This window comes from Ramlibacter sp., from assembly GCF_035627355.1.
Lineage (GTDB): Bacteria > Pseudomonadota > Gammaproteobacteria > Burkholderiales > Burkholderiaceae_C > Ramlibacter.
On the sequence record NZ_DASPLW010000003.1, the window covers coordinates 28,720 to 53,469 of the forward strand.

The 24,750-nt window shown below is 72.7% G+C and carries 16 protein-coding genes; 6 read left to right on the forward strand and 10 right to left on the reverse strand.

The features are described 5' to 3' along the window. Window positions 1-123 precede the first annotated feature (123 nt). Window positions 124-3,684 (reverse strand): indolepyruvate ferredoxin oxidoreductase family protein, encoded by a 3,561-nt coding sequence (locus VEC03_RS00725; protein WP_324912206.1) that lies wholly within the window; start codon window positions 3,682-3,684, stop codon window positions 124-126. A 121-nt stretch (window positions 3,685-3,805) separates the two neighbouring features. On the opposite strand from VEC03_RS00725, the gene VEC03_RS00730 reads away from it, so the two are divergent. Continuing rightward, window positions 3,806-4,285, forward strand: coding sequence for an Lrp/AsnC family transcriptional regulator (locus VEC03_RS00730; protein WP_324912207.1), 480 nt, complete (start codon window positions 3,806-3,808; stop codon window positions 4,283-4,285). 36 nt (window positions 4,286-4,321) lie between these two features. Here the strand turns inward: VEC03_RS00730 and VEC03_RS00735 are convergent, their stop codons facing one another. After that, on the reverse strand, window positions 4,322-5,446 hold the full coding sequence (locus VEC03_RS00735; RefSeq protein WP_324912208.1) for a murein transglycosylase A: 1,125 nt from the start codon (window positions 5,444-5,446) through the stop codon (window positions 4,322-4,324). On the opposite strand from VEC03_RS00735, the gene VEC03_RS00740 reads away from it, so the two are divergent. Next, complete coding sequence (locus VEC03_RS00740) at window positions 5,445-5,579, forward strand: hypothetical protein (protein WP_324912209.1); 135 nt, start codon at window positions 5,445-5,447, stop codon at window positions 5,577-5,579. The two genes, VEC03_RS00735 and VEC03_RS00740, sit on opposite strands and share 2 nt — an antisense overlap. A gap of 5 nt (window positions 5,580-5,584) precedes the next feature. Here the strand turns inward: VEC03_RS00740 and VEC03_RS00745 are convergent, their stop codons facing one another. The 4 genes from VEC03_RS00745 to VEC03_RS00760 are packed head-to-tail and all read right to left on the reverse strand — an operon-like array spanning window position 5,585 to window position 13,259. Continuing rightward, window positions 5,585-6,220, reverse strand: coding sequence for a response regulator transcription factor (locus VEC03_RS00745; protein ID WP_324912210.1), 636 nt, complete (start codon window positions 6,218-6,220; stop codon window positions 5,585-5,587). Beyond that, the gene (locus tag VEC03_RS00750) at window positions 6,221-8,308 is read right to left on the reverse strand and encodes a two-component system sensor histidine kinase NtrB (RefSeq protein ID WP_324912211.1); all 2,088 of its coding nucleotides are present in this window, start codon (window positions 8,306-8,308) and stop codon (window positions 6,221-6,223) included. Then, a complete protein-coding gene (locus tag VEC03_RS00755; protein ID WP_324912212.1) occupies window positions 8,305-9,114 on the reverse strand; it encodes a carbon-nitrogen hydrolase family protein in 810 nt (269 codons plus the stop codon). The genes VEC03_RS00750 and VEC03_RS00755 overlap by 4 nt, the downstream gene beginning before the upstream one ends. Then, window positions 9,111-13,259, reverse strand: a complete 4,149-nt coding sequence (locus tag VEC03_RS00760) for a YhdP family protein (RefSeq protein ID WP_324912213.1) — start codon at window positions 13,257-13,259, stop codon at window positions 9,111-9,113. Before VEC03_RS00760 ends, VEC03_RS00755 begins: the two co-directional genes overlap by 4 nt. Before the next feature lie 99 nt (window positions 13,260-13,358). Between VEC03_RS00760 and glnE the strand changes: the two genes are divergently transcribed. From glnE to VEC03_RS00780, 4 genes are all read left to right on the forward strand, one after another. Then, complete coding sequence (gene glnE / locus VEC03_RS00765; RefSeq protein ID WP_324912214.1) at window positions 13,359-16,073, forward strand: bifunctional [glutamate--ammonia ligase]-adenylyl-L-tyrosine phosphorylase/[glutamate--ammonia-ligase] adenylyltransferase; 2,715 nt, start codon at window positions 13,359-13,361, stop codon at window positions 16,071-16,073. A gap of 116 nt (window positions 16,074-16,189) precedes the next feature. Beyond that, window positions 16,190-17,623 carry an efflux transporter outer membrane subunit gene (locus tag VEC03_RS00770; protein WP_324912215.1) on the forward strand — a complete coding sequence of 478 codons (1,434 nt, stop codon included), beginning with the start codon at window positions 16,190-16,192 and terminating at the stop codon, window positions 17,621-17,623. Then, window positions 17,620-18,792 carry an efflux RND transporter periplasmic adaptor subunit gene (locus tag VEC03_RS00775; protein WP_324912216.1) on the forward strand — a complete coding sequence of 391 codons (1,173 nt, stop codon included), beginning with the start codon at window positions 17,620-17,622 and terminating at the stop codon, window positions 18,790-18,792. The genes VEC03_RS00770 and VEC03_RS00775 overlap by 4 nt, the downstream gene beginning before the upstream one ends. 13 nt (window positions 18,793-18,805) lie before the next feature. Beyond that, window positions 18,806-21,919 (forward strand): efflux RND transporter permease subunit, encoded by a 3,114-nt coding sequence (locus VEC03_RS00780; protein ID WP_324912237.1) that lies wholly within the window; start codon window positions 18,806-18,808, stop codon window positions 21,917-21,919. A gap of 6 nt (window positions 21,920-21,925) precedes the next feature. On the opposite strand, the gene VEC03_RS00785 is transcribed toward VEC03_RS00780, so the two are convergent. The 4 genes from VEC03_RS00785 to VEC03_RS00800 are packed head-to-tail and all read right to left on the reverse strand — an operon-like array spanning window position 21,926 to window position 24,704. Next, window positions 21,926-22,384: a carboxymuconolactone decarboxylase family protein gene (locus VEC03_RS00785; protein WP_324912217.1), complete on the reverse strand. Its 459-nt coding sequence runs from the start codon at window positions 22,382-22,384 to the stop codon at window positions 21,926-21,928. A 43-nt stretch (window positions 22,385-22,427) separates the two neighbouring features. Beyond that, window positions 22,428-23,309, reverse strand: a complete 882-nt coding sequence (locus tag VEC03_RS00790) for an RNA polymerase sigma-70 factor (RefSeq protein WP_324912218.1) — start codon at window positions 23,307-23,309, stop codon at window positions 22,428-22,430. A 40-nt stretch (window positions 23,310-23,349) separates the two neighbouring features. Beyond that, the gene (gene rfaE2 / locus VEC03_RS00795; RefSeq protein ID WP_324912219.1) at window positions 23,350-23,844 is read right to left on the reverse strand and encodes a D-glycero-beta-D-manno-heptose 1-phosphate adenylyltransferase; all 495 of its coding nucleotides are present in this window, start codon (window positions 23,842-23,844) and stop codon (window positions 23,350-23,352) included. Next, on the reverse strand, window positions 23,844-24,704 hold the full coding sequence (locus VEC03_RS00800; protein WP_324912220.1) for a ferritin-like domain-containing protein: 861 nt from the start codon (window positions 24,702-24,704) through the stop codon (window positions 23,844-23,846). Before VEC03_RS00800 ends, rfaE2 begins: the two co-directional genes overlap by 1 nt. Window positions 24,705-24,750: the final 46 nt, after the last annotated feature.

Genomic DNA, 24,750 nt, shown 5'->3' on the forward strand with positions numbered 1-24,750 from the left:
AAATTGCCGTTGTTGGCGAACACGGAACCCGGGCACGCAGCGGGGCGGCTGCGCCCGGGTGCGCAAGCACGGGATTGTAAGTCGGGGTGCGCTGCCGCCCCTCTGGCGGGGTCGGGCCGCCCCTCAGGCGGCGCGCTGCCCGGTCGCGGGCTGCTGCCAGCGCTGCATCAGCTCGTCCCAGCGCTGGCGGGCCGCGACGAGGTTGCGCTCCTTGACGTGGCCGAAGCCGCGGATCTGGTCCGGGATCGCGGCGATCTCCAGCGCCAGCCCGTGGTTGCCCGCGTCCAGACCGGCCAGCAGCTGCTCGACGCTGCGGCGGTACTCGCCGATCAGGGCCCGCTCCGTGCGGCGCTCCTCGGTGCGGCCGAAGACGTCCAGCGGCGTGCCGCGCAGGCCCTTGAGCCGCGCCAGCACCTTGAACCCCAGCAGCATGCCGGGCCCGTACTTGCGCTTGACCAGTTCGCCCTTGGCGTTCCGCTTGGCCAGCAGCGGCGGCGCCAGGTGGAAGTTCACCTTGTAGTCGCCCTCGAACTGGGCCGCGATGCGCTCCTGGAAGCCGGTCTCGGTGTGCAGCCGCGCCACCTCGTACTCGTCCTTGTAGGCCATCAGCTTGAACAGGTAGCGCGCCACCGTCTCGGCCAGCGCCGTCCTGCCCAGCGGCGCCTCGGCCGCGCGGACCTTCTCGACGAAGGCCTGGTACTCGGCCGCATAGGCGGCGTTCTGGTAGCTGGTGAGGAACTCGACCCGGCGCGCCACCAGCGTCTCCAGCGATTCGCGCTTCTTGAACTGGATCACCTGGGCCGGCGCCAGCAGGTCCTGCACCTGCGCCGGGTCGTGCGCGGCACGCCGGCCCCACTCGAAGGCCGCCTTGTTGTTGTCCACCTGCACGCCATTGAGCTCGATCGCGCGCAGCAGCGACTCGCGGCCGAGCGGGATCCAGCCCTTCTGCCATGCGTAGCCCAGCATCATGGGGTTGGTGTAGATGCTGTCGCCCATCAGCTTGGTGGCGGCCGCGTCGGCATTGAAGGCGCCCAGGCGCTCGCCGTCCACCGCCTTGCCGATCTCGGCGACGCAGGCATCGGCTGGGTTGACCCAGCCGGCGTTCTTGACGAACGCGGCCGTCGGCGTGCTGTGCGAGTTCAGCGCGACGTGGGTACGGCCCTGGCGCATGCGCAGCACGGTTTCCTTGCCGGCGGTGACGATCGGGTCGCAGCCGATGACCAGGTCGGCCGCGGCCATGCCGACGCGGGTGGTGTGGATGTCCTCGGGCCGGTTGCCTATCAGCACGTGGCTCCAGGTTGCGCCGCCCTTCTGCGCCAGCCCGGCGGCATCCTGCGTGACGATGCCCTTGCCCTCGATGTGGGCCGCCATGCCCAGCAGCTGGCCGATGGTGATGACGCCGGTGCCGCCGACGCCGGCCACCACGATGCCCCAGGGGGCCTGCAGCGGCGGCAGCGCGGGTTCGGGCAGTTCGCCGAGCTCGTACGGCGACGCCACCTTGGTCTTGGCCTTGCCCTTGAGCTTTCCGCCCTCGACGGTGACGAAGCTCGGGCAGAAGCCCTTGAGGCAGCTGGTGTCCTTGTTGCAGGTGCTCTGGTTGATGGTGCGCTTGCGCCCGAACTCGGTCTCCAGCGGCTCGACCGACAGGCAGTTGCTCTGCACGCTGCAGTCGCCGCAGCCTTCGCACACCAGGTCGTTGATTACCACCCGCACGGCCGGGTCCACCATGGTGCCGCGCTTGCGGCGGCGCCGCTTCTCGGTGGCGCAGGTCTGGTCGTAGACGATGGCGGTGCAGCCGGGGATCTCGCGGAATTCGCGCTGGATCCGGTCCAGCTCGTCGCGGTGCTCCACGCCCACGCCCGGCGGCAGCTTGGCCACCGTGTACTTCTCCGGCTGGTCGGTCACCACCACCAGCTTCTTCACGCCTTCGGCCACCAGCGACTGCGCGATCTGCAGCACCGAGTGGCCCTCCGGCCGCTCGCCCACCTGCTGGCCGCCGGTCATCGCGACCGCATCGTTGTAGAGGACCTTGTAGGTGATGTTGACGCCGGCCGCGATCGACTGCCGGATCGCCAGCAGGCCGCTGTGGAAGTAGGTGCCGTCGCCCAGGTTGGCGAACACGTGCGGCTCGTTGGTGAACGGCTGCTGGCCGACCCAGGGCACGCCCTCGCCGCCCATCTGGGTGAAGCCGATGGTGGAGCGGTCCATCCAGGTCGCCATGAAGTGGCAGCCGATGCCGGCCATGGCGCGCGAGCCCTCGGGCACCACGGTGGAGGTGTTGTGCGGGCAGCCCGAGCAGAACCAGGGCAGGCGGTCGGCCTTGACCTCCAGCACCTGCATGGCGCGCTCCTTGGCCTCCAGGATCGCCAGCTTCGAGTCGATGCGCACGCTGGTGTTGGCGTCCAGCCCGAGCTTGCGCAGCCGGCGCGCGATGGCGCGAGCGATCAGCGCCGGCGTCAGGTCGGCGTTGGCGCGCAGCAGGGTGTTGGCCGTGGGATTGGCGCGCGACCACTCGCCGCCGGCAAAGCCGTCCTCGCCCTCGTCGAACTTGCCGACCACGTTGGGCCGCACGTCGTCGCGCCAGTTGTACAGCTCCTCCTTGAGCTGGTACTCGATGACCTGGCGCTTTTCCTCGACCACCAGGATCTCGCGCAGCCCGGTGGCGAACTCGCGCGCGGTCTGCGCTTCCAGCGGCCACACCACCGTGACCTTGTGCAGCCGGATGCCCAGGCGCCGGCATTCGTCCTCATCGAGACCGAGGTCGGCCAGCGCCTGGCGCGTGTCGTTGTAAGCCTTGCCGCTGGCGATGATGCCCAGGCGGTCATTCGGGCCCTCGATCACGTTGTAGTTGAGGCGGTTGGCGCGCACATAGGCCAGCGCGGCGTACCACTTGTAGTCGAACAGGCGCGCCTCCTGCTCCAGCGCCGTGTCGGGCCAGCGGATGTGCACGCCGCCCGGCGGCATCGCGAAGTCCTCCGGCAGGCGGACCTGCACCCGCTCGGGGTCGATCATCGCGGTGGCGCTGGACTCGACGATCTCCTGGATCGTCTTCATGCCGGTCCACACGCCCGAATAGCGGCTCATGGCGAAGGCGTGCACGCCCAGGTCCAGGATCTCCTGCACCGTGGTCGGGAAGAACACCGGCAGGCCGCAGGCCTTGAAGATGTGGTCGCTCTGGTGGGCGGCGGTGGAGCTCTTGGCGACGTGGTCGTCGCCGGCCACCGCGATCACCCCGCCCCAGGGCGTGGTGCCGGCCATGTTGGCGTGCTTGAAGACGTCCGAGCAGCGGTCCACGCCGGGGCCCTTGCCATACCAGATGCCGAACACGCCGTCGAACTTCTGCGGCGCCCTGGGCGCGAAGCCCAGTTGCTGGGTGCCCCAGATGGCGGTGGCCGCCAGTTCCTCGTTGACGCCGGGCTGGAACACGATGTTCTGCGCCTTCAGGAAGGAACTGGCCTTCCACAGCGCCTGGTCGTAGCCGCCCAGCGGCGAGCCGCGGTAGCCACTGATGAAGCCGGCGGTGTTCTTGCCGGCCAGGGCATCGCGCTGGCGCTGCAGCATGGGCAGCTTGACCAGTGCCTGCACGCCGCTCATGAAGGCCCGCCCGTAGTCGAGCGAATACTTGTCGTCCAGCGTGACGGTCTCGAGCGCCTTGCGAATGTGTTCGGGCAATGGGGCGTTCACTCGCTTGTCTCCTGCTCTGTCGGCCAGCCGCACAGTGTAGGCCGGGGTGCCAGATATGTCTTTGCTTTTGATGCCCGCGAGGGGCTAGGATGAGAAAGCTTCTTTCTCGAAACGGGCAAACATGGAAAGACTCGACAAGTTCGACCTCCGCATCCTGGAACAACTCCAGGCCGACGCCCGCCTGACCAATGCCGAACTGGCCCAGCGCGTGGGGCTGTCGGCCGCGCCCTGCTGGCGCCGGGTGCGGGCACTGGAGCAGGCCGGCTACATCAAGGGCTACCACGCCGAGATCGACCGCCAGAAGATCGGCCTGGGCGTGCTGGCCTTCGTGCGGCTGGACGCCGACCGCAACACCGGCGAGCGCACGCGCGAGATGGAGGAGGCGATCCGCCGGATCCCGGAGATCGTCTCCTGCCACTACATCAGCGGCGCCGGCACCTTCGAGCTGCAGGTGGTCTCGAGCGACCTGGACGCCTTCTCGCTGCTCGCCCGCAAGGTGCTGATCAACCTGCCCAACGTGAAGGACCTGCACACCAGCTTCTCGCTGGGCGAGGTGAAGGCCAGCAGCGCGTGGCCGCTGGCGCACCTGCGGGCGGAGTGAGGGCCTGTTCCGGGCGCGTGCCGTGCAAGGAGCGCCTCAGCGCGGCCACAGCGCCCACATCCGCAGCGGCTGCTTGAGACGCCCGGCCAGTTCGCCGGCCTCCGGGCCCCAGCCGGCGAACCAGTCGGCCCGCACCGCGCCCACGATGGCGCTGCCGGTGTCCTGCGCCAGCACCAGGCGCTGCAACTGCACGGCCGGGCCGCTGGAGGCGAGCCACACCGGCGTGCCGTACGGGATGCTGTCCCTGTCCACCGCAATCGAGCGGCCGGGCGTGAGCGCCACGCCCTGCGCCCCGCGCGGGCCGAAGCCGGCATCCAGTTCGTCCAGCGGCTCCTCGCGGAAGAACACGGTGCGCGGGTTGCTCCACAGCATCTCCTGCAGCCGCTGCGGGTTGTCGCGGGCCCAGGCCTTGATGCCGGGCCAGGAGGCGTCGCGCAGCGCACCCTGCTGCAGCAGCCAGCCGCCCACGCTGCGGTACGGCTGCTCGTTGCTGCCGGCGAAGGCCAGCCGCACCAGCCGCTGGCTGCCGTCGGCCTCGGTCAGGCGGACCCGGCCCGAGCCCTGGATCTGCAGCATCAGCGCGTCGAGCGGATCCGCCAGCCAGGCGATCTCGCGCCCGCGCAACTGCGCCCTGGCCTCCGGCAGGGTGTCGATCTCCTGCCGCGTGTACCAGGGCCGGCGTGCCGACAGGGTGGCGGGCGGCCGGTACAGGGGCACGGTGTGGCGCGCCGTGGGCACGCGCGAGGCCTCCAGCAACGGCTCGTAGTAGGCGGTGAGCAGCCCTTCCGCCGGCCCCTGCAGCGACTCGATCCGGTACGGCTGCAGCCGCTGGCGCATCCACGCGCGCTGTTCCTCGGCGCTGGCGATGGAGAGCTGCCGCACCTGCGGGCACAGCGGGACGAAGGCGGCCGGCGGGCGCTCGCAGCTGCGCAGCCAGGCGTTCCAGGCCTCGTGCAGCGCATCCTGGTCGAACCCGGGCAGCTCGCTCCAGGGCACCGGCTGCCAGCGGCTCTTGCCCTGCAGCAGGGGCGTGGCCGGGACCGGTTCGGCGGCCGCCGGCACCGGCGTCGACGGGGCCGGCGGCGGCTCCTCCGGCAGCGGCACGGAAGCGCAGCCGGCCAGCATTCCTACAATCGCCGCCAGTGTCCAGGCTCGTCTCATGCTGCTGATTCTGCTGGAAGCCCTGCTGGCGCTCGCGGCGCTGGTGCTGATCGTGTGGTGGACCATGTTCTCCGGCCGGCCCAAGGGCGAGCCGCCGCGCGACGAGGACGAGCAACCGCCGCCCAAGGGCTAGCCGGCTCAGGACGCGGGCGCATCCCGCAGCAGGTTGGCCAGCTCCACGGCCGACTTCACGTCCATCTTGTCGAACACCCGGGAGCGGTGCACTTCCACCGTGCGCACGCTGATGGCGAGCTGGTCGGCGATCAGCTTGTTGGGCAGGCCGCGCGCCACCAGGTGCATGACGTCGCGCTCGCGGTCGGTCAGCTCCGCCAGCCGCGCCGCCAGCCGGCTGTGCTCGCGGCGCTGCGCCAGCACCTGGGCCGAGCGCTCCAGCGCCTGCTCGACCCGGTCCACCAGCGCGTTGTCGGAGAACGGTTTCTCGCAGAAGTCGAAGGCGCCGCGCTTGACCATCGCGACCGCGGTCGGCACGTCGGCATGGCCGGTGAGGAAGATCACCGGCAGCACGTCGACCAGCCCCCGCTCGGCCATGCGGTCGAACAGCGCCAGCCCGCTCATGCCCGGCATGCGCACGTCCAGCAGCAGGCAGCAGGGGTGCGAGGGCACGAAGCCGCGCGCCAGCAGGTCCTCGAACTCCTCGGCCGCGGCGTAGCGCTCGCTGGCGAGCTGGCGCGTGCGCAGCAGCCAGCCGAGCGCCTCGCGCACGCTCTCGTCGTCGTCGACGATGAACACGGTGGCATCGGGAGCGGGCTGCATTCAGGCGGCGGTGGTGGTGGCGGCAGCCGCCGGCGCGGAAGCGGTCTCGGCGGCGCCGGTGGGCAGGGTGAACCGGAAAATCGTACCGCGCGGCCGGTTGGGCTCGAAGGCGAGGAATCCCCCATGCTGTTCGACCACCGTGCGGCACAGGGACAGGCCCAGGCCCATGCCTTCGGCCTTGGTGGTGAAGAAGGGCGTGAAGAGGCGCTCGCGCACCTCGTCCGGGATGCCGGGCCCCTGGTCGGCCACCGAGAACTCGAGCCAGCCGGTGACGGCCGCCGAGCCCGCATTGGCTTCCGCACGGCGCACCTGCAACTGCAGCGAGGGGTGCGCCACGCCGGCCTCGTCCATGGCCTGCATGGCATTGCGCGCCAGGTTCAGCAGCACCTGTTCGACCATGGTGCGGTCGCACAGCACCGGCGGCAGGCCGGGTTCGATGCGCGTGTCCACCCGCACGCCCAGCTTGCGCGCCTGCAGCGCGACCAGCGGCAGCACCGCGTCCAGCAGGTCGCGCGGGGCCACCGGCTCGCGCGCCTGCTCGCGCCGGCGGATGAAGTCGTGCACGCTCTTGATCACCTTGCCGGCGCGCTCGGCCTGTTCGGCGATGCGCCGCAGCGCCAGCTGCAGGTCGCCGTGCGCCGGCCCGGTCGACGCCGCGCCGTGCGCCAGCAGGTTGAGCGAGCCGTTGGCATAGCTGGCGATCGCCGCCAGCGGCTGGTTCAGCTCGTGCGACAGCAGCGAGGCCATCTCGCCCACCGTGGCCAGGCGGGCGGTCGCCTGCAGCCGCTCCTGGCTGGCACGCGAGAGCTCCTCGACCCGGCGCTGCTCGCTGATGTCCAGGAAGGCGCTCATCCAGCCGGTCTGCACGCCGTGGGCGTTGATCAGGGGCGCCTCGATGATCAGCACCGGGAAGCGCGAGCCGTCCTTGCGCATGAACACCGACTCGAAGCCTTCGCGCGGCGGCACGTGGCGGCCGGCCAGCCGCACCTCCTGCCGCTGCTGGTACTCGCCGGCCCGCTCGGGCGGCCAGTAGGGCGCCGGCGTGCCGTGCCCCAGCAGCTCCTCGGCGGAAAAGCCCACCATCGAGCAGAACGCGGGGTTCACGTAGGTGATGCGCCCGGCCAGGTCGCGCGCTCGCAGCCCGGTGACCAACGAGTCCTCCATCGCCTTGCGAAAGGCCAGGGCGTCGGCCAGGTCGTTCTCGGCCTGGAAGCGCTTGCGCATGTCCTTGCCCAGCAGGAACAGCACCGACAGCAGCGCGATCGACATCGCCGTCACCAGCGCGGTCAGCACGTTGGGGAACAGGTCCGGCTCGGCGCGCCAGCTGTCCATGCGCAGCACCAGCGTGTTGCCGGGCAGGTCCAGCAGCTGCTGCGCCGTGAACACGCGGGTGCCGCGGCGCGTGCCGCCGTGCACCGCCAGCCGGGTGCCGTCGGCCTCGGTGAAGGACACGTCCTGGCCGCGCGTCAGCGGCGCCCCGACCAGCGACGACAGCATCTCGCCCAGCGCGTAGGTCGCGACCACGTAGCCGGCCGGCTCGCCGCCGCTGGCCAGCGGCAGGCACAGCTCCATCACTTCCAGGCCCAGGCCGTCGGGCTGCGGCAGGAAATAGCTGATGCCGTAGCCGGGCCCGCTGACGCGGCGCGCATTGGCGCAGGCCAGGGCCACGTGCTGCTGCGCGGACGGGCGGTCGATGCGGGCGAACACCGGCGCACGGAACGGCGTCTCCGCGTGCGCCAGCACGCCCAGCTGCTCGTCCCGCCATTCGATGCGCAGCAGCTCGCGGCGCTCGTGCAGCAGCTGCTGCGCGTCGCGCACCCAGCGGTCGGGAGAGGGAGTGCCGGCCTGCAGGGCCTGCAGCGACTGCACATTGCGGGTCAGGCCCGAGCGCAGGTCGCCGACCGCCTCGGCGGCGTCGCGCTCCAGCCGCGACTGCAGCTGCGAGACCTCGTAGCGGCCGGCCAGCCAGACCAGGGTGCTGAGCAGCACCGCCACCAGCGCGACCAGCAGCGCCCACAGGCCCCAGCGCGGCAGGCTGCCGGCGCCGCGCGGCGCCGGCGCCGGGCCGGCGCCCACCGGTTCGTTCATAGCACCCGGTGCTCCAGCGCCGGCAACTGGCGGCGCCAGGCGCGCAGCCGCTCGCCATCGAGCTCGGCCACCACCAGGCCTTCGCCCTCGTCGGCGCGGCAGGCCGCCACCTGGCCCCAGGCGTCGACCACCATGCTGTGGCCCCAGGTGCGGCGACCGTTCTCGTGCCGGCCGCCCTGGGCCGGCGCCACCACCCAGGCCAGGTTCTCGATGGCACGGGCGCGCAGCAGCGCCCCCCAGTGGGCCTGGCCGGTCACGAAGGTGAAGGCGCTGGGCACCAGCAGCAGGTCGGCGCGCAGGGCGCGGTACAGCTCGGGGAATCGCAGGTCGTAGCAGACCGACATCCCCACCCGCCAGGCCTCGCCGTCGCGGGCCCGCAGCTCGAACGCCACCGGCTGGCGCCCGGGCTCGATCACGCGCGCCTCCTCGAAGCGGATCTGGCCGTTGTCGAACCAGAACAGGTGGATCTTGTCGTAGCGCGCCACGCACTCGCCGGCCGGCGAGAAGGCCAGGCTGGTGTTGCGCACGTGGCGCTCGTCGCCCGCCACCAGCGGCAGCGTGCCGCCGACCAGCCACAGCCCGTGCTCGCGCGCGGCCTGGGCCAGGAAGGCCTGGATCGGCCCCTCGCCGGGGTTCTCGCGGAAGGCGAGCTTGTCGGTCTCCTGGTGCCCCATCAGGCAGAAGTACTCCGGCAGGACCACCAGCTCGCAGCCCTGCGCGGCCGCCTGGCCGATCAGGCGGCTGGCGGCGGCGAGGTTGTCGTCCAGCCGGGTGCCGGACACCATCTGGACTGCGGCGACTTTCATCGGCTGGCCTCCTTCGGGTCTGCGGGGCGCGCCGCCGGCGCGCCGGACTCGGCCGCGGCGGCCTGGCGCGACAGCTTGGTCACGCGCGGGTCGGTCCAGCTGCCGTCGATGTGGAACTGCTGCGTGGCGGCGCGCGCCAGCGGCTCGCGCAGGAACACCTGCGCCAGGAAGGTGCCGATGCCGATCGCCGGGTTGATCGCCGCCGCCACCAGCGAGGCCGTGCCGGCGTTGATCTCCGGCACCACCACCACCCGGATGTCCTGGGTCTCGCGCGCCAGGTCGGCCTTGCCTTCCATCAGCACCGCGGCGCTGGTGCCCTTCATCTGCAGGTTGTTGGTGGCCGCCACGCCCTGCTGGATGGTGATGTCGCCGCGCAGGAAATCGAACGAGAAGCCCTGGCTGAAGACGTCGCGGAAGTCCAGCGCCAGCCGCCGCGGCAGCGCCTGCAGGCTGAGCACGCCCAGCAGCTTGGCCAGGCCCGGGTCGGCCTTGAGGAACTGCCCGCCGCGCACGTCCACGTGGAAGGTGCCCTGCAGCGAGGGGTAGTCGAGGTCCATCGGCGAGCCGACCCAGGCGACCTGGCCTTCCATGCGGCCGTCGCCGCGCCGCACCACGTCCTTCATCCCGAAGCGCGCCAGCAGCTGGCCGGCGTCGCGGATGTCGAGCTTGAAGTTCATGACCGTGCGCCGGCGCTCTGGCGGCACCCGCGGCGGCCGCGGCCCGCCCGGCGCCGCGGCCTGGGCGTTGATCTCGGCCCAGTTGCCGGTGGCGTTGAACTCCGCTTCCGGCATGGCCAGCGAGAGCTTGTTGAGCCGCCACTCGCGCACGCCGCCTTCACGGACCACGGCACCGCCGCCGCGGTTGATGGCCTCGATCTCCAGCCGGCCCAGCTTGCGCCCGCGCAGCTCGAAGTCGTCGACCACGACGTCCAGCGCCGGGATGCTGGAGGTGGCCTGGCTGCCCAGCAGGGCGGCCTCGACCGCGCTGGCCTGCGCCGCCGCGATGGAGGCCCGGGCCAGCCGCGCATGCAGCCGGCCCGCGCCGTTGCCCGCCGGCTGGCGGTACTCCACGTAGCCGCTCAGCTCGTCGGCGTCCACGTTGCCGCGCCAGACCAGGCCCTCGCGCGAGCCACCGACCACCACGTTGTGCAGCGTGCGCCCCTCCACCGTCAGCTGGCTGGCCCGCAGCGCGATCAGCGTCGGCAGGTAGCCCTGGGCCGCCGACGGGCCGCGCTCCGGACGGGCTACCCCGGTGCCGCTCGCCGCCGGGGCGGCACGGGCCGCAGCAGGCGCGGGGGCGGGCGCTTCGCCCAGCACCTGCTCCCAGGCGTCGACGCTGGTGGCGCCCAGCCTCACGTTGGCCGTGACGCCCTGCGGCGGCAGCACCGCGGTCTCGCCCGGCGCCAGGCCGATGGCGACGGAACCGCGCAGCACCTGCGGCTCGCTCGCGCCCACGTCGCGCACGTACTGGATGGCGGCCACCCGGCCGATCTCCACCGTCAACCGGTCCTGCAGCGCGCCGGCCGGCGCATCGCGCAGCAGCGCCGTCTCGTAGCGCAGGGGCAGCGCGGCCTCGACCGGCTTGGCCAGCGGCGCCGGCAGGTCCAGCTTCAGGCCCTGCAGGCTGCTGGTGACCAGCAGTTCGGGCGTGCCGCCACGGCGGAACGCCAGCGTCACCGAGTAGGGCGAGGCGCCGCTGGCGTGGGCCGCCAGCCGCGAGACGAAACCCAGTTCCCGCGCCTGCCGCAGGCCGTCGGCGCTGGCGGTGCCCTGGGCGCGGATCAGGACCGCCGGCTCGTTCGCACCGCTGCGGCTGCCGCCCTCGATGCGCACGTCGCCACCGAGCGAGCGCGCCTGCGTGCCCACCAGCGCGAAGCCACGCTCGCTGAAGGTGACGGCGCCGCGGGCGCGCTGCAGCAGCGGGCTCTCGGGCGTCATCTGCACGTCGTTGCCGGCCAGGGTGACGGTGCCCTGCACCTTGCTGCGCTCGATGCGGGCGATCGGCAGCGACAGCCGCAGCTTCACGTCGGCCGGGCCGGTGCCGGTGGCCTGCGACATGGCGTCCTGGGTGAGCGCCGCCAGCGGCGAGCGCTGCACCAGCCCCAGCGCCTCGGCCAGCGGGCCCTTGACCTCGCCGGTGACGCCCACCGTGGTGTCGGACAGGTCGGGGATCTCGGCCGTCGCCTTCACGCGCAGGTTGGGCGCATTGGTGAACACCCCGCTCGCGTCCTCCACCCGCATGCCGGCGCGATCGAACACCAGCCGGCCCGACAGCTTCGCCAGCGCCGGCCAGGCCGGGCCGTTGCCCTTGACCACGCTCTTCGGCACGAACGCGTAGGTCGCGTTCTTCACGTGGCCGGTGACGTGGAACTCGCCCGGCGCGTGGTCGAAGGGGAAGCCGCGCAGGTCGCCCCGTACGCGGAAACGGCCGTCCGTGACCTGGGCCTGCAGCACGGACTCGCGCACGTAGTCACGCGCCTCCTTGGGCACGCCCAGCGGCAGGTAGCGCCACACGCGGGCGCCGTTGGCATGCGACAGGCTGGCCTGCAGGTCCAGCACGCCGGGGAAGCGGTGCGCCGGGTCGTCGCCGGTGCGCCAGCTCGCCTGTCCTTCGCCCTGGGCGTCGGCGTTGGCGAACTTCAGGTTGCTGGCGTTGAAGCGGATGCGCTCGCCCTTGATCTCCCACTGCGCGTCGGCCGTCAGGCGATCGAGCGGCAGCAGCGGATCCTCGAACACGCCGGGCAGCTCCAGCGCCCCGGCATGGACGGCGACGCGGGCCTTGCCGCCGGTCTCGTCGAAGTCGAACTCGATGCCGGCATTGCGCACGCCGGGCGTGCCGGCCGCCGCCTGGGCGCTCACGTGCAGGCCGGCGATGCGGCCCTTGGCCTGGTACTTGCGCGGCGCCGGCCACTCGCCCTGCCAGCGCAGCTGCAGGCCCTCGACCAGGCCTTGCGGGGCGTGGCGTTCCAGCGCTGCGTGGGTCTTCCCGCCCAGCGGCAGGCGCCCGGCGAGCTGGCCCAGGACCGCCAGGTCCAGCCGGTCGGCCCGCAGTTCGCCGGCGCTGCCGCGGCGCGAGCCCGGCTCGCTCCAGGACACGGCGATGTCGCCGGCTGGCCAATGCTGGCCCCCGGCCGTGGTGAACTGCAGCTGGCGGGCCTGCAATTCGAAGCCGTCGGCCGACCGCTTGCCGGCGAGCCGCCCGTCCACCGTGGCCAGCGCCAGCGGCTGCAGCCCGGGGCCCAGCGTGGTGGACACGCCGGCGGCAGCCACGTCCAGCGCGCCGCCGGTGACCTGGCCGTCGGCCACGTCGACCCAGGCGCGCACCGCGCCATGGCCGCCGTGCAGCTCGACGCCCAGCGGCGGCACGTGGCGGCGCAGTTCGCCGAGGTCGACCCGGCGCAGGTCCGCATGGAGCTGCCCGTCCCACGCCTGCCAGCGGCCCGGATGGGTGGACAGCAGCGGATGCCGGAAGATGCCCTGCACGGTGAAGCGCTCGCCCCAGGGCGCCGGCGGCGTCGCGTCCAGCCGCAGTGCGTGGCGCCGGCCGCTGTTGCGCACCACCACGTCGACCCCGGCCAGCTCCAGCGGCGGCGCGCCGCGCATCTCGTCGGTCCAGTGCAGGGTGCCGCCGCGCACCACCAGCTCGCCCTGGCGGAACACCCAGTCGGCGGCGTTGCCGCCACCGCCGGGCTCGGCGCCGGCAGCACTCGAGAGATCCAGCCCCGCGACCCAGACATGGCCGTCGGCGGATCGGCGCACCTCCAGCACCGGCCGCTCGATGTACAGCTGGTCGAATCCCAGGTTCCATAGCGAGCGCGGCGACAGTGCCGCCACCACGCGCGGCAGGCGAAGCGCCTCGCGTCCCTGCGCGTCGAGCAGCACCACCGATTCGAGCTGCAGCGACGGCACCAGTCTGCCCGGCCCGGCGCTCAGCGCACCGATGCGGACCGGAACCCCCAGCACGCGAGAGGCCTGGGCTTCCAGCGCGGGGCGCATTTCGCCGATTCGCGGCACAATCCACGCGTGCAGGGCGCCCAGGCCCAGCGCCAGCAGCAGCCAGGCGGCTGCCAGGAGCCACAGGAACCACTTCGCGCAGGCGGCATAGACCTTCAGCGGGCCCGAGGGAAGCGGCGGCGAATCGTTCATGAAGACTACAAAGTGGCAGGAATTATGAGCCGCGGCGCAGGACCGGCTCGCACCGGCCGGAATCCGTCGCAGGACACGGCGACGGCTCCAGCCGATCAGATGCCGCACGGCGCCGGGGGTTCCGCCCATTCGCGCTTCGCCCAGCGCATCCGCCGCCGCTACGAAGCCGAGCTCGCCCTGCTGCCGCCGGGCCTTCCCACCCGCGAGTCGCTGCAAGCCACCTACGCGGCGCTGTGTGCGCGCGGCCACGCCCTGCCGGCGGCCCTGCGCATCCTGCGCCAGCTGGTGGTCGAGCGCCTGCTGCGGCTCGACTGCGAACAGCAGGCCCCGCTGGCCGACGTGACCGGCGCCATGACCGAGCTGGCCGAATTCGCGCTCGACACCGCCTGCCGCCAGGCCGTCGAGGACTTGGAGGCGGTGCACGGCGCACCCACCGGCGCCGACGGCAGCCCGGCCCGGCTGTGGGTCATCGGCATGGGCAAGCTCGGTGCCCGCGAACTCAACGTCTCCAGCGACATCGACCTGGTCTATGTCTACGACCAGGACGGCGAAACCGCCGGCGTCGACGGCCGCGGGCGCATCAGCCACCAGGAGTTCTTCGCCAAGGCGGTGCGGGCGGTGTTCGCGATGGTGGGCGAGACCACCGAGCACGGCTTCGTGTTCCGGGTCGACCTGGCCCTGCGTCCGAACGGCAATTCCGGCCCGCCGGTGGTGTCGCTGGACGCGCTGGAGGAGTATTTCCTGGTGCAGGGCCGCGAGTGGGAGCGCTTCGCCTGGCTCAAGAGCCGGGTGGTCGCGCCGCGCAGCGCGATCGACGGCGGCTCGGCGCAGGCGCTGCGCGGCGTGGTGCTGCCCTTCGTGTTCCGGCGCTACCTGGACTACAGCGTGTTCGACGCCCTGCGGGTGCTGCACCGGCAGATCCGCGAACACGCCGCGCGCCGCAGCGCCGGCCGCCCCGAGCGCGCCAACGACGTCAAGCTGTCGCGCGGCGGCATCCGCGAGATCGAATTCATCGTGCAGCTGCTGCAGGTGGTGCGCGGCGGCCAGTTCCCCGAGCTGCGCACCCGCCCCACGCTGCAGGCGCTGGAGCGGGTGGCGGCCGCCGGCCTGATGCCGCCCGACACCGCGCAGCAGCTGGCGCAAGCCTACGAATTCCTGCGCCGGGTCGAGCACCGCATCCAGTACCTGGACGACCAGCAGACCCACGTGCTGCCCATGGGCTGCAACGACGACGAGGACGACGGCGACCTCGGCTGGATCGCCCGCACCATGGGCTATGCCGACTGCTGCCCGTTCCTGCACGAGCTGGACCGGCATCGCGAATTCGTCGCGCAGGAGTTCGACAAGCTGCTCGGCGAGCCGCAGGCCTGCAGGAGCTGCAACGGCGGCAAGGGCGGCCCGGCACCGGCGCCGGACCTGGAGACGCTGCTGGAGCAACTGCCCGCGCAGTTGCGCGAGCGGGTCGCGAGCTGGTGCGGCCAGCCTCGCGTGCAGGCCCTGCGCGACGATGCGCGCCAGCGCCTGTCGCGCCTGATCGCGCGCACCGGGCAGTGGGCATCGGAGGGCCGTGTGAGCGAGGAAGCGGCGCTGCGGCTGGCCGACTGGCTGGAGCCGCTGCTGCGCCGCGAGAGCTACCTGGCGCTGCTGCTGGAGCGCCCGCGCGTGCACGAGCGTCTGCTGGCCCTGCTGGGCGCGGCGCGCTGGCCGGCCCGCTACCTGCTGCGCCACCCGGGCGTGATCGACGAGCTGGCCAGCGAGGCGCTGTTCTCCGAGCGCTTCGTGCCCGGCGACTTCGAGCAGGAACTGGAGGAACGCCGGCGCGCGCTGCAGCGCACCGGCGAGGACGACGACGAGGCGCTGCTGAACCTGCTGCGCCGCGCCCACCATGCCGAGGTGTTCCGCACGCTGGCCCGCGACATCGAGGGCCGGCTGACGGTGGAGCAGGTCGCCGACGACCTGAGCGCGCTGGCCGACGCCGTGCTGCGCGTCACCGCGCGCTGGTGCTGGGGCCGGCTGAAGAACCGGCACCGGGAGGAGCCGAGCTTCGCCGTGATCGGTTACGGCAAGCTGGGCGGCAAGGAGCTGGGCTACGGCAGCGACCTGGACATCGTGTTCGTGTTCGACGACGAGGACGAGCGCGCGCCCGAGGTCTACGGGGCCTTCGTGCGCAAGCTGATCAACTGGCTCACCACCAAGACGGCCGAGGGCGACCTGTACGAGATCGACACGGCGCTGCGGCCCAACGGCAGCTCCGGGCTGCTGGTGACCACCTTCAGCGCCTACGAGCACTACCAGCAGGGGCGCGGCAGCAACACCGCCTGGACCTGGGAGCACCAGGCCATGACCCGCGCCCGCTGCGTGCTGGGCGAGCCCGCGCTGGCGGCGCGCTTCGACGCCGTGCGCGAGGCGGTGATCACGGCGCCGCGCGAGGACGCGGCGCTGCGCCACGAGATCGTCGCCATGCGCGAGCGGGTGCGCTCGGCGCATCCGGTCAGGCCGGGCCGCTTCGACGTCAAGCACAGCGAGGGCGGCATGGTGGACGCGGAGTTCGCGGTGCAGTACCTGGTGCTGGCCCATTCGGGCGCCCACCGCGAGCTGATCCCCAACGTCGGCAACATCGCGCTGCTGCAGCGCGCCGAGGCGGCCGGCCTGCTGCCGGCCGGTGTCGGCCAGCAGGCCGCCGCGGCCTACCGCGAACTGCGCCGGGTGCAGCACAGCGCCCGCCTGAACGAAGAACCCACCCACCTCGCGCCCGAGGCCGCGGCCACCCAGCGCGACGCGATCCGGGCGCTCTGGACCGCCGTGTTCGGCTGAACAGGCGGGAGAGGCGGCCCGCGCCGCGCGATGGTAGGCTCGCGGGCTGCCCGGCGGCAGCCGGCCCCGAGGCGGGCCGACGACGGCCCGGCCGGGCTGCACCAGGGAAGGATCCGATGAGCCCACTCCGACCGCTCGCGGCGGCCGCCGCGCTGCTGGCGCTGGCCGGCTGCGCCTTGCCGCGTCCGCCGGACATGGTCGAAGCCCCGGTCCCGGCCCAGTGGCGGGCTCCGCTGCCCCACGGCGGCCGCCCCGCCGACCTGCAGCGCTGGTGGGGGCAGGTCGGCGATCCACTGCTGCCGCAACTGATCGCCGCGGCACAGGACGCCAGCCCGACGGTCAGCGCGGCCGGCGCACGCATCGCCCAGGCCAGGGCCGATCGCGCTGCGGCACGGGCCGCGCTGCTGCCGAGCCTGGACGCCAGCGCTTCGGTCAGCCGCGGCAACCAGCAGGCCGCCCTGCCGGGCACGACGGTGACCGTGAGCCAGGTCGGCGCCCAGACCGCCTGGGAGCTGGACCTGTTCGGCGGCCGCAGCGCCAGCCGCGACGCGGCGCAGGCCCGCCTGGCGGCGGCGCAGGCCGGCTGGCACGAGGCCCGGGTGGCGGTGGCCGCAGAGACCGCCGCCAGCTACGTCGGCTGGCGCACCTGCCAGCAGCAGCTCGCCGTGGCCATCAACGACGCGCGCTCGCGGGCCGAGTCGGCCCGCCTGATCGAACTGAGCACGCAGGCGGGCTTCACCGCGCCGGCCAGTGCCGCGCTGGCGAGGGCCAGCGCAGCCGAGGGCGCCGCACGCGAACGCCAGCAGCGCGCCGCCTGCGAAACCGAACTCAAGGGCCTGGTGGCACTGACAGCGATCGACGAACCGTTGCTGCGCGAGCGGCTTGCGGTCGCCGGCGCGGCGCCAGCCGCGGCCGTGCCGGAGCCGGTGCCGGCCGTGCCGGCGCAACTGCTGGCGCAGCGGCCGGACGTGTTCGCCGCCCAGATGGAAGTGGCCGCCGCCAGCGCCGAGGTCGGCGCGGCCGAGGCCGATCGCTACCCGCGCCTGTCGCTGTCCGGCTCGATCGCGGCCGGCAGCGTGCGGGTGGCGGGCGGCAGCGGCGATGCGCAGACCTGGTCCATCGGCCCGCTGGCGCTGTCGCTGCCGGTGTTCGATGCCGGCCGCCGCGCCGCGAACGTGGAGGCCGCGAAGGCCCGCTACGCGCAGGCTGCGGCGCAGTACCGCGCCCGGGTGCGGCAGGCGGTGCGCGAGGTGGAGCAGGCGCTGGTCGCGCTGGACAGCGCGCGCTCGCGCAACGGCGACGCGCTCATGGCGGCCGAGGGCTACCGGGCCTCGTTCGCCGCCACCGAGGCGCGCTACCGCGCCGGGCTGGCCAGCCTGGTGGAACTGGAGGACGCGCGCCGCACCATGCTGGCCGCCGAGACCGCGCTGGTCAGCCTGCAACGCGAGGGGCTGGGCGCGTGGATCGACCTGTACCGCGCCGCCGGCGGCAACTGGACCGAGGCCACGCCGCCGCCCGCAGGGCAAGAAGAAGAAAGGCAGAACCCATGAGGATGTCCAGGCGTGCATGGGCCGCGGTGGCGGTCGTGCTCCTGCTGGTGGCGCTGGCCGCCGTGCTGCTGGTCCGCCGTGTCGGCAACGCCGAGGCGGACAAGGCCGCCGCGGCACCCAGGCCGGCGCTCACCGTCACCACGACCACGCCGCAGGCCACCACGCTGCCGGTGCGGCTGGCCGCCAACGGCAACATCGCGGCCTGGCAGGAAGCCAGCATCGGCGCCGAAGCGGGCGGCCTGCGCATCACCGAGGTGCGCGTCAACGTCGGCGACCGGGTCGCCAAGGGGCAGGTGCTGGCCACCTTCGCCTCCGACACGCTGCGCGCCGAGCTGGCGCAGGCGCGTGCCAGCGTGGCCGAGGCCGAAGCCGCGGCTGCCGATGCCGCTGCCAACGCCGAACGCGCGCGCAGCCTGCAGGCGACCGGCGCGCTGAGCGCCTCGCAGATCGCCCAGTACCTGACTGCCGAGCAGACCGCGCGAGCCCGGGTGCAGGCCGCGCACGCCCTGTTCGAGGCGCAGCAGGTGCGGCTGTCGCAGTCGACCGTGCAGGCGCCCGACGGCGGCGTGATCTCGGCCCGGCTGGCCACCGTCGGCCAGGTGGTGGCGCCCGGCACCGAGCTGTTCCGGCTGATCCGCCAGGGCCGGCTGGAGTGGCGCGCCGAAGTCACGGCCGACGAACTCGGGCGGCTGGGCCCGGGCACGCCGGCCACGGTGACGGCCGCCAGCGGCGCCAAGCTGGCGGGCAAGGTGCGCACGCTCGGCGCCACGGTCGATCCGCAGACCCGCATCGCCATCGTCTACGTCGACGTCACGCCCGAGCCCGGTGCCGCCAACGGCAGTGCGCGCGCCGGCATGTTCGCGCGCGGCGAGTTCGACCTCGGCCGCACGCCGGCGTTGACGGTGCCGCAATCGGCTCTGGTGCTCCGCGAGGGCTTCAGCTACGTGCTGCGCGTCGGGCCGGACGACCGGGTGGCGCAGCTCAAGGTGCAGACCGGCCGGCTGGCCGGCGACCGCATCGAGATCACCGGCGGGCTGCCGCCGGACGCGCGCATCGTCGCCAGCGGTGCCGGCTTCCTGAACGACGGTGACCTGGTGCGCGTCGTCGAGGGCGCGGCCGCGCCGCAGGCCGGCGCCTCCGCCGCCAACGGCAACGGCACCGCCCGCTAGGAGCCTGCGCGTGCTGAACGTCTCGTCCTGGTCGATCCGCAACCCGATCCCGGCGCTGCTGCTGTTCCTGCTGCTGACCTTCGGCGGCCTGCTCGGCTTCCAGTCCATGAAGGTGCAGAACTTCCCGGACATCGACCTGCCCACCGTGGTGCTCACCGCCTCGCTGCCGGGCGCCGCGCCGGGGCAGCTGGAGACCGACGTCGCCCGCAAGCTGGAAAACGCGATGGCGACGCTGCAGGGCCTCAAGCACCTGTACACCAAGGTGCAGGACGGCACCGTCAGCATCACCGCCGAATTCCGGCTGGAGAAGCCGGTGCAGGAGGCGGTGGACGACGTGCGCTCGGCGGTCTCGCGCGTGCGCAGCGACCTGCCGGCCGACCTGCGCGACCCCATCGTCAACAAGCTGGACCTCGCGGCCCAGCCGATGCTGGCCTTCACCATCGCCTCCTCCCAGCTGGACGAGGAGGCGCTGTCCTGGTTCGTCGACAACGAGGTCACGCGCAAGCTGCTGGCGGTGCCGGGGGTCGGCGCCGTCACGCGCGTGGGCGGCGTCAACCGCGAGATCCGGGTGGCGCTCAACCCGATGCGCATGCAGGCGCTGGGCATCACCGCGGCCGACGTGTCGCGCCAGCTGCGGCAGGTGCAGACCGAGAGCGCCGGCGGCCGCACCGACCTGGGCGGCGGCGAACAGCCGGTGCGCACGCTGGCCACCGTGCGCACCGCGGCCGAGATCGGCCGCATCGAGATCGCGCTGCCGCCGGCGGCCGGGGCGCCCGGCCGCAGCATCCGGCTGTCGGACGTCGCCACCGTCACCGACACCATCGCCGAGCCGCGCGCGGCGGCCCTGCTCGACGGCCAGCCGGTGGTCGGCTTCGAGGTCTCGCGCAGCCGGGGCGAAAGCGAGATCGCGGTCGGCGAGGCCGTGCACCGGGCACTGGACGAGCTGAAGGCGCGGCACCCCCACATCCGGCTGACGCAGGCGTTCGACTTCGTCACCCCGGTGCAGGAGGAATACGAGGGCTCGCTGCACCTGCTGTACGAGGGCGCCCTGCTGGCGGTGCTGGTGGTGTGGCTGTTCCTGCGCGACTTCCGCGCCACCTTCGTGTCGGCGGTGGCGCTGCCGATGTCGGCCATCCCGGCCTTCCTGGGCATGTACCTGCTCGGCTTCTCGATCAACATCGTCACCCTGCTGGCGCTGTCGCTGGTGGTCGGCATCCTGGTGGACGACGCGATCGTGGAGGTGGAGAACATCGTGCGCCACCTGCGCATGGGCAAGACCCCGTACCAGGCGGCGATGGAGGCGGCCGACGAGATCGGGCTGGCGGTGATCGCCACCACCTTCACCCTGATTGCGGTGTTCCTGCCCACCGCCTTCATGAGCGGCATCGCCGGCAAGTTCTTCAAGCAGTTCGGCTGGACCGCGGCGCTGGCGGTGTTCGCCTCGCTGGTGGTGGCGCGCGTGCTCACGCCCATGATGGCGGCCTACCTGCTCAAGCCGGTGGTGGGCACCCACCGCGAACCGGGCTGGATGGCGCCCTACATCCGCACGGTGCAGTGGGCGCTGCGGCACCGGCTGGCCACCTCCATCGCCGCCGGCGTGTTCTTCTTCGGCTCGCTGGCCTTGACGCTGCTGCTGCCGGCCGCCTTCATCCCGCCGGACGACAACTCGCAGACCCAGGTCTACCTGGAGCTGCCGCCCGGCTCGACGCTGGAGCAGACGCTGCGCGTGGCCGAGCAGGCGCGGCTGGCGATCGCCGAGGTGCCGCACGTGCGCAGCGTCTACACCACCATCGGCGGCGGCAGCGCCGGCACCGACCCGTTCGCCAACGTGGGCGCGGCCGAGCCGCGCAAGGCCACGCTGACCATCCTGCTGGACCCGCGCGGCGAGCGCCCGCGCAAGCAGCCGATCGAGAGCGACATCCGACACGCGCTGGAGCCGCTGCCGGGCGTGCGCAGCAAGGTCGGCCTCGGCGGCTCGGGCGAGAAGTACATCCTGGTGCTCAGCGGCGAGGACCCGCAGGCACTGGCCGCCGCCGCGATGGCGGTGGAGAAGGACCTGCGCACCATCCCCGGCCTGGGGCAGATCGCCTCCACGGCGAGCCTGATCCGGCCCGAGATCGCCGTGCGGCCCGACTTCGCGCGCGCGGCCGACCTGGGCGTGACCAGCAGCGCGATCGCCGAGACGCTGCGCATCGCCACCACCGGCGACTACGACGTGGCCCTGCCCAAGCTGAACCTGTCGCAGCGGCAGGTGCCCATCGTGGTCAAGCTGCAGGACGACGCCCGGCGCGACCTGTCGCTGCTGGAGCGGCTCGCGGTGCCCGGGGCGCGCGGCCCGGTGCTGCTGGGGCAGGTGGCGGCGCTGGAGCTGACCGGCGGGCCGGCGGTGATCGACCGCTACGACCGCTCGCGCAACATCAACTTCGAGATCGAGCTGTCCGGCCAGCCGCTGGGCGAAGTGGCGGCGGCCGTGCAGGAGCTGCCGGCGGTGAAGAACCTGCCGCCGGGTGTGTTCGTGCGCGAGGTCGGCGACGCCGAGGTGATGGGCGAACTGTTCGCCAGCTTCGGGCTGGCCATGCTGACCGGCGTGCTGTGCATCTACGTGGTGCTGGTGCTGCTGTTCAAGGACTTCCTGCACCCCTTCACCATCCTGGCGGCGCTGCCGCTGTCGATCGGCGGCGCCTTCGTCGGGCTGCTGCTGGCCAACGCCACGCTGTCCATGCCCTCCCTGATCGGGCTGATCATGCTGATGGGGATCGCGACCAAGAACTCCATCCTGCTGGTGGAGTACGCCATCATGGCCCGCACCGAACGCGGCATGAGCCGCTGGGACGCGCTGCTGGACGCCTGCCACAAGCGGGCCCGGCCCATCATCATGACCACGCTGGCGATGGGCGCCGGCATGCTGCCGATCGCGATGGGCATGGGCGGCGCCGACCAGAGCTTCCGCTCGCCGATGGCGATCGCGGTGATCGGCGGGCTGATCACCTCCACCGTGCTGAGCCTGGTGGTGATCCCGGTGGTCTACACCTACGTCGACGACATCGAGCAGTTCTTCCGCCGCCAGGTGCGCCGGCTGCGGCACAAGGAGCCGCACGGGGCGGCGCAGCCCGGCACGCAGCCCTGAACGGCGTCAGGCCGCGAGCGACTTGCGCACCACCGGCGAGCGCAGGCCGCCCGCCACCCGGTTCCAGGCGTTGATGACGGCCACCGCCATGGTCAGCTCCGCGATCTCGCGCTCGCTGAAGTGCGGCTGCAGCGCATCGAAGTGCTCGCGCGGCGCGTGCGTCTCGCCCATGCGCGTGAGGCTCTCGGCCCACTGCAGCGCGGCGCGTTCGCGCTCGCTGTAGAACGGCACCTCGCGCCAGGTCGACACGCTGTTCAGGCGCTGCAGGTCGCCGTCGGCGGCCAGGAACTCGCGCCCGTGCATGTCGACGCAGTAGGCGCAGCCGTTGATCTGCGACACGCGCAGGTCGACCAGGGCGATCAGGCCCTTGCCGAGCGAGGTCTCCTTCAGGCGCGTGCTCAGGGCCAGCAGGCCCTGGAACAGTTCGGGAATCACGCGGGGATAGTTGGCAATGCGGGTGTCCATGGGGTGCTCCTTGGTTGGGGGTTCACAGGCAAGACGGGCCGGCTCACCGGCTTGTGACAGCGGCGGCGCGCGCGAGCTTGTCGGGATTGCGCTGCACGTGGATCGCGGCGATGCGCTCGCCCTCGAACTCGAAGGCCTGCACCGATTCCAGCGCCCCGGCGACGAAGCGGGCCAGGCCGGGCTCGCCGTTCACGCGCACCACGCGGTAGTCGACCTGGCCGTCGAAGCGGCGGTTCAGGGCGAAATACACCATGGCGAGGCGGCGCGCGCCGCGCAGCACGAAGCCGAAGGAAGGCACCTTGCCGCCGCCGTCGCCGACCAGCGCCGCCTGCTCGGTGAGCAGCGCCCGCATGCCGTCGATGTCGCCACGGCCCGCGGCGTCGGCGAAGGCCTGGACCAGGCGGCGGTGGCTCTCCGGGCTGACGGCAAAGCGCGGGCGGCTGGCCTGCACGCGCTCCGACGCCCGGTGCACCAGCTGGCGCACCGCCGCCTCGCTCTTGCCCAGCGCCTGCGCGAGTTCGCCGTAGTCCATGTCGAACACCTGCCGCAGCACGAAGGCGGCTCGCTCCTCCGGCCCGAGCTGCTCCAGCACCTTCAGCAGCGCCACCGACACATCCTCGGCGCGCTCCAGCAAGCCATGCGGCGTGTCCTCGTCGATCGGTTCGACCAGCGGCTCGGGCAGCCAGAGCCCGGGGTAGCGCTCGCGCTCCACCCGCGCCGCGCGCAGGCGGTCGATGGCGAGCCGGCTGACGACGGTCACCAACCAGGCTTCCGGATTGCGCAGCCCTTCGGTATCGGATTCGTTCCAGCGCAGCCAGGCGTCCTGCAGCACGTCCTCGGCGTCGGCGGCCGAGCCCAGCATGCGGTAGGCGATGCCCAGCAGGCGCCGGCGGTGGCGCTGGAACAGTTCGGTTCGGTGGTCCATGCCGGCAAGACGGCGGGACGCGGGCGCCTGTGACAGCCGCTCAGCGGCCGGCGCGGATCTTCCCCACCAGGGCCGTGGTCGAGTAGCCGTCGACGAAGGGAATCGCCACCGCCCGGCCGCCCCAGCTTTGCAGCAGCGCGGTTTCGGCCAACTTCGCCATGTCGTAGTCGCCGCCCTTGGCGTAGATGGCGGGGCGCAACTCGGCCAACAGCTGCACCGGCGTGTCCTCGTCGAACCAGGTGACCAGGTCGACGGAGGCCAGCGCCGCCAGCAGCGCGGCGCGGTCCTGTTCGTTGTTCAACGGCCGCTCCGGGCCCTTGCCCAGGCGGCGGGCGGAGGCGTCGGTGTTGACCGCCACCACCAGGCTGCCGCCCAGCGCCCGCGCCTGTGCCAGGTAGCTGGCGTGGCCGCGGTGCAGCACGTCGAACACCCCGTTGGTGAACACCACCGGCTGCGGCAGCGCCGCGACGGCGGCGGCGGCCTGCGCGCGCGCGACGATCTTGCGCAGGAAGTCGGGCGCCGCCGGCGCGGCCATCAGGCGGCGCGCGGGGCGGAGGCGGCGGACACCAGCGAGGCCGCCATTTCCTTTCGGAAGCGGTTGAGCTCCTGCACGCTCTTGAAGCTGCGGTCCATCAGCAGGCTCAGGTTGTGCAGGATGCGCTCGACCACCTTGCCTTCCCAGGCGGCATCGAAGGCGATCTGCTTGTCCAGCCAGTGCTCCAGCCACTCGGGGTTGGGCAGCCGGCTCTGGATGGTGTCGCGCGGGAACAGGGCCTTGTTGACGTGCAGGTTGGTCGGGTGCAGCGCCTGCGCGGTGCGGCGCGCGCTGGCCATCAGCACGCCGATCTTGGCGAAGGCCGCCTTGGCCTCGCCGCCGAACTTGTTGATGGCGCGCTTCATGTAGCGCAGGTAGGCGCCGCCGTGGCGTGCCTCGTCCTGGCTGAGCGTGGTGTAGATGTGCTTGATGACCGGCTCGGTGTGCCACTCGGCGGCGCGCCGGTACCAGTGGTTCAGGCGGATCTCGCCGCAGAAGTGCAGCATCAGCGTCTCCAGCGCGGGGGCCGGCTCGAACTCGAAGCGCACCTCGTGCAGCTCCTGCTCGGTGGGCACCAGCTCCGGCCGGAAGCGGCGCAGGTACTCCATCAGCACCAGCGAGTGCTTCTGCTCCTCGAAGAACCAGATCGACATGAACGCGGAGAAGTCGCTGTCGTCGCGGTTGTCGCGCAGGAACATCTCGGTGGCCGGCAGCGCCGCCCACTCGGTGATGGCGTTCATCTTGATGGTCTGCGCCTGCTCGTCGGACAGCCGCGAGGCATCGAAGCGGTCCCAGGGGATGTCCTTGTCCATGTCCCAGCGGACGGATTCGAGTTGCTTGAACAGTTCGGGGTAGAGCATGGCGGCAATCACGGAGTTGCCCGGATTTTAAGCGGCGGTGTGACGC